Below are 4,484 nucleotides of genomic sequence, written 5' to 3'. Positions count from 1 at the left end.
TACCTTAATGGATTAATCTTTGCTCGCTAAATAAAAAGTGGGATGCTCCCCATCTATTTTCTCTCCTCCTCCGTTGCAACAAATTGATAGTGAAAAAGCTGGTATTAGAGATGTTGAATTATATGTGTTGCGTCTCGATTTGATGCATCCGGTTGTGAATGGGAATAAATGGTTTAAGCTGAAATATAACTTAGAAGCTGCTCAACAACATAATTTTAAGAGAATACTAACTTTTGGTGGTGCTTATTCTAATCATATATATGCAACTGCCGCAGTCGGAAATTTATTTGGTTTTCAAACTATCGGGATTATTCGTGGTGAGGAAAATTTACCTCTGAATCCAACGTTGGATTTTGTCAAAAGTCAGGGAATGGAATTGGTTTATGTTGATAGAAAAACTTATCGAAATCAGCATCAAGAAGAATTATATGAAGTGTTAAAAAAACGCTTGGGTGATTTTTTTATGATTCCTGAAGGAGGTGGTAATTTAAATGGTGTTAGAGGTTGTACAGAAATACTCTCTAATTCTCTAATCGCTAATTTTTTTATTTCTAACTCTTCTATTTCTAACTCTTTTATTTCTAACTCTTTTATTTCTAACTCCCTCCCCTTTATAAGGGGAGGGTTAGGGTGGGGTAGTTTTATTGCAATTCTACAACTTGTGTATACACAGTAACCTTATCTAAGGCACAATCAACACGGGACAAGGAGATAGGTTAATCACACGATTGGTAACGCTATCCGTTAAACCTTCTTCGCTTAATCCCATTCCCCGACATCCCATGATGATTAAATTTGCCCCAATTTCATCAGCAACATCGCAAATAGTGAAAGCGGGTTTGCCCTCACGTTCGATGGTTTCGGTTTGAATACCTTGCTGCGAAAATAAACTTTTAGCAGTTTCCAGTAACTTAGCCACAGCTTCAACTGACTTCATTGGGTCAGGATTAGCGACTTCTGCGGTTGCGTCACCTGTTGCTTCTTCAACTACAGATAGTAGCACTAAGCGGCTTCTGTAAGTTTGAACGATACTAACAACAGCCTCAGCAGCTTCTCCGGCTTCGCGACTTTGATCGATTGGAAATAAAACAGTTTTAAACATTAATTCACCTGTGCCCCCCAAATCGGTACAATCTGGATGGTTGTATTTATTCAAAACATAGCAAAAGCTAATCGGAGGTTGTGCCGTGTCAAAGAAAACTTTAGCAAATTTATCAGCATCAGACTTGTCTGGCAAACGTGCGTTTGTGCGGGTAGATTTTAACGTACCACTAGATGATGCGGGAAATATCACGGATGATACACGTATCCGTGCGGCACTGCCTACTATCCAAGATTTAAGCAAAAAAGGTGCGAAAGTCATTTTAGCTAGCCATTTTGGTCGTCCCAAAGGTCAAGTCAATGAAAAAATGCGTTTAGCTCCAGTAGCTAAACGTCTTGCTGAGTTATTAGGTTCGGAAGTAATTATTTGTAATGATTGCATAGGTGATGGTGTTGCTGCCAAAATTAACGGCATGAGTAACGGTGAAGTGGCGATGTTGGAAAACGTTCGCTTCTATGCCGAAGAAGAAAAGAATGACCCAGGATTTGCCCAGAAATTGGCTGCAAACGCTGATTTGTTTGTAAATGATGCATTTGGTACAGCACACCGTGCCCATGCCTCTACGGAGGGTGTAACCAAGTATCTTAGCCCTTCGGTTGCAGGTTACTTGATTGAAAAGGAATTGCAGTATCTAGAAAATGCGATCGCAAATCCTCAGCGTCCTTTAGTTGCCATTATTGGTGGTTCCAAGGTATCTAGCAAAATTGGTGTCATTGAAACTTTACTCGACAAATGTGACAAACTGATCATCGGTGGGGGAATGATTTTTACATTCTACAAAGCCCGTGGTTTGAAGGTTGGTAAATCTTTGGTAGAGGAAGATAAGTTGGAATTGGCGAAGACTTTGGAAGCTAAAGCCAAAGAAAGAGGTGTTGAACTTCTACTTCCTACTGATGTTGTTGTTGCTGACAATTTCGCTCCCGATGCTAATTCCCAAACCGTCGGTATCGAAAATATCCCTGATGGTTGGATGGGTTTGGATATTGGACCAGATTCGATTAAGGTTTTTCAAGCTGCCCTTGCTGATTGTAAAACTGTAATTTGGAATGGTCCAATGGGTGTATTTGAATTCGATAAATTCGCCGCTGGTACTGAAGCGATCGCACATACTCTTGCTGAAATCAGCAAGAAAGGTGCTATTACCATCATTGGTGGTGGTGATTCGGTTGCTGCCGTTGAAAAAGTCGGTTTAGCTGACCAAATGAGCCATATTTCTACTGGTGGTGGTGCTAGTTTGGAGTTGCTCGAAGGTAAAATATTACCCGGAATTGCTGCTTTGAATGAAGCATAATCCGATTCTAAATTGAAAGAAATGTAGAGACGCGATGTATCGCGTCTCTCTATATTTATTCTGATTTGGACACAATAAAAATCAGGGCAGTTCTCTAATACAATATTGATTAATTGTTGCTGAATCTGCTTGCGACAGACTGCGGTGGTACAAGCATTCTCCAAACAGCCGAAGTAACTAATTTGAGATAGGGAATAATAACTGCGATCGCAAGTTTAGGATGTCTCCGCAATCCACCGAAAAATACCCGCCAATTATTTTTAAAGAAGTGACTAATTAACAACCCTAAACAGTAATTACTCGGATAACCAAGTTCCATGAGTTTGATATAAACACTTGGAAGGTCAGTATACTGCATTGCCAGTAATAATTTGGGGTCACGCATCCAGTGACTAACTCCGAAGGCATTTTCAACGTAATTCTCTTTCGAGGTTAATATACTTCCTTGTAATGCACAGTAAGCTGTCCAATATACTTGCGCTTCCCTGTTATCCAAGCCAGAATACCATTTATGTAAAGCGGTTTGGGCTGAATCAGTTCGGTAAACTTGGGCTGTCATAAAGCCAACACTGGAATTATTTGTTTTGAAGTTATGCTCAAAAATAGCTCTACCATCTTTCCGCAACTCATCTTGCTGAATATGGTAGCTACGCTCGTACAAAATTTCCCCAGTGGGAATAAAACGGCAAGAAAAATTTAGAAATATTAATGATATTTCTGGATGTTTGGTAACATTTTCAATAATATATGCGATCGCATCCACCCGAATTGGATCGTCATCACCAATTACCCATACATACTCACTAGTCGCAGTATCAAAACAATAAGCAACATTTAACATCACACCAAGATTCTTTTCTTGACGTTTGTATGTGAATGGCGTACTTGTAAATTTATCTTGATATTTCTCAACTATCTCTTGGGTATGATCCGTCGAGCAATTATCAGCAATAATAATTTCGCAATCTGACTCAAATCCCTTTAGTGCCTCAGATAACCAAACTAGCTTTTCCTCTACATAGTTAGCGCGGTTATAGGTTGGTATGGCAATTGTCAGTAATTTTTTCATGTTGTTTTTTTCTATAATATGGTAGTCAAATAATTATTTATTTTTCATTCTGCATCCTGTATTCTGTATTCCAATTCATTCTTCAGTTTTCCTGGATGAGAAAATCCTGGTAAGTAACCGTAATAGATACAACCCCTAAAAAGACCACTTAGATGTGCGAACTGCTTTAACCAAGCATTTAAAGTGGTGCGATCGCGTATCTTCAAAAGTAGTAAGTCTAAGCAAAACTTAATCGGTTCTTTAATCCAAGTTGTAGCGTATACCATTTGCGGTAAACCATGATGTAGATGTCTTTGAGATAGCAACACTGCATGAAAACCAGAACGATATTCGCGTCGTATCACAGAACTAATATCTTGACGCAAACGAATCTGAACAATAGCATTTGCTTCTTCCTTCAACTCCACACCAGTTAACTGAATTCTCCAGCAATAATCACAGTCTTCATGAAATTCCATATTTTCATCAAAACCACCTACTGATTGATGAATAGAACGCTTGACACCGAGGTTTCCAGCACCCTTAAATGGAAAATATGGATGATCGAAACCCACACCATCCCCATTTTCCTTTTGATAGCTTTTTACCAACCAAGCTTCGTTCAATTTCCAGTATTTATCCCAACCACCAACAAAATCATACCGGGAAAGTGCCGTACCCATCGCTGCGACCCAACCAGGTTCCACCACATCATCAGCATCGCAAAATGCTAAAGCTTCACCCCTAGCTGCATTCGCTCCCACATTTCTGGCATGGGAAGGTCCTCTTTTCTTTGATGCATCGACAACACGCAAGTTAGGCAAGATTTTTTGATACTTTTCGACAATATTTATAGTTGTGTCAGTGGAACCATTGTCAGCCACAATAATTTCCCAAGGCTCTGACCAGGTTTGCTCGGCAAATGCATCTAATTGTTCGGAAATGGTACTAGCTGCGTTATAACAGGGTATTACTACTTTTGAAGATACGCGATCGCACCACTTTAAATGCTTGGTTAAAGCAGTTCGCACATCTAAGTGGTC

At 39.6% G+C, this 4,484-nt stretch carries 4 protein-coding genes and 1 pseudogene; 2 read left to right on the top strand and 3 right to left on the bottom strand.

Features of this window, described 5'->3' with window-relative positions; translation table 11 throughout:
* Window positions 1–37: 37 nt before the first annotated feature.
* A pseudogene (locus CK510_RS26835) lies at window positions 38–523 on the top strand (1-aminocyclopropane-1-carboxylate deaminase/D-cysteine desulfhydrase); the annotation flags it as partial.
* Window positions 524–682: 159 nt separating this feature from the next.
* Here the strand turns inward: CK510_RS26835 and CK510_RS26830 are convergent.
* Entirely contained in the window at window positions 683–1,102 is a 420-nt protein-coding gene (locus CK510_RS26830) for a universal stress protein (RefSeq protein WP_095724570.1), read from the bottom strand.
* Window positions 1,103–1,187: 85 nt separating this feature from the next.
* Between CK510_RS26830 and CK510_RS26825 the strand changes: the two genes are divergently transcribed.
* Window positions 1,188–2,393: a phosphoglycerate kinase gene (locus tag CK510_RS26825; protein ID WP_095724568.1), complete on the top strand. Its 1,206-nt coding sequence runs from the start codon at window positions 1,188–1,190 to the stop codon at window positions 2,391–2,393.
* Window positions 2,394–2,502: 109 nt separating this feature from the next.
* On the opposite strand, the gene CK510_RS26820 is transcribed toward CK510_RS26825, so the two are convergent.
* Window positions 2,503–3,462 carry a glycosyltransferase family 2 protein gene (locus CK510_RS26820; protein ID WP_095724567.1) on the bottom strand — a complete coding sequence of 320 codons (960 nt, stop codon included), beginning with the start codon at window positions 3,460–3,462 and terminating at the stop codon, window positions 2,503–2,505.
* 44 nt (window positions 3,463–3,506) lie between these two features.
* On the bottom strand, window positions 3,507–4,472 hold the full coding sequence (locus CK510_RS26815) for a glycosyltransferase family 2 protein (protein WP_095724569.1): 966 nt from the start codon (window positions 4,470–4,472) through the stop codon (window positions 3,507–3,509).
* Between the last annotated feature and the right edge of the window lie 12 nt (window positions 4,473–4,484).

Source organism: Brunnivagina elsteri CCALA 953 (genome assembly GCF_002289455.1).
Lineage (GTDB): Bacteria > Cyanobacteriota > Cyanobacteriia > Cyanobacteriales > Nostocaceae > Brunnivagina > Brunnivagina elsteri.
This window is presented reverse-complemented; position numbering and strand designations above follow the sequence as displayed.

Excerpts from the sequence above, each read along its gene's own strand:
- CK510_RS26830 (WP_095724570.1), bottom strand. The coding sequence starts at position 1,102 with ATGTTTAAAACTGTTTTATTTCCAATCGATCAAAGTCGCGAAGCCGGA.
- CK510_RS26820 (WP_095724567.1), bottom strand. The coding sequence starts at position 3,462 with ATGAAAAAATTACTGACAATTGCCATACCAACCTATAACCGCGCTAAC.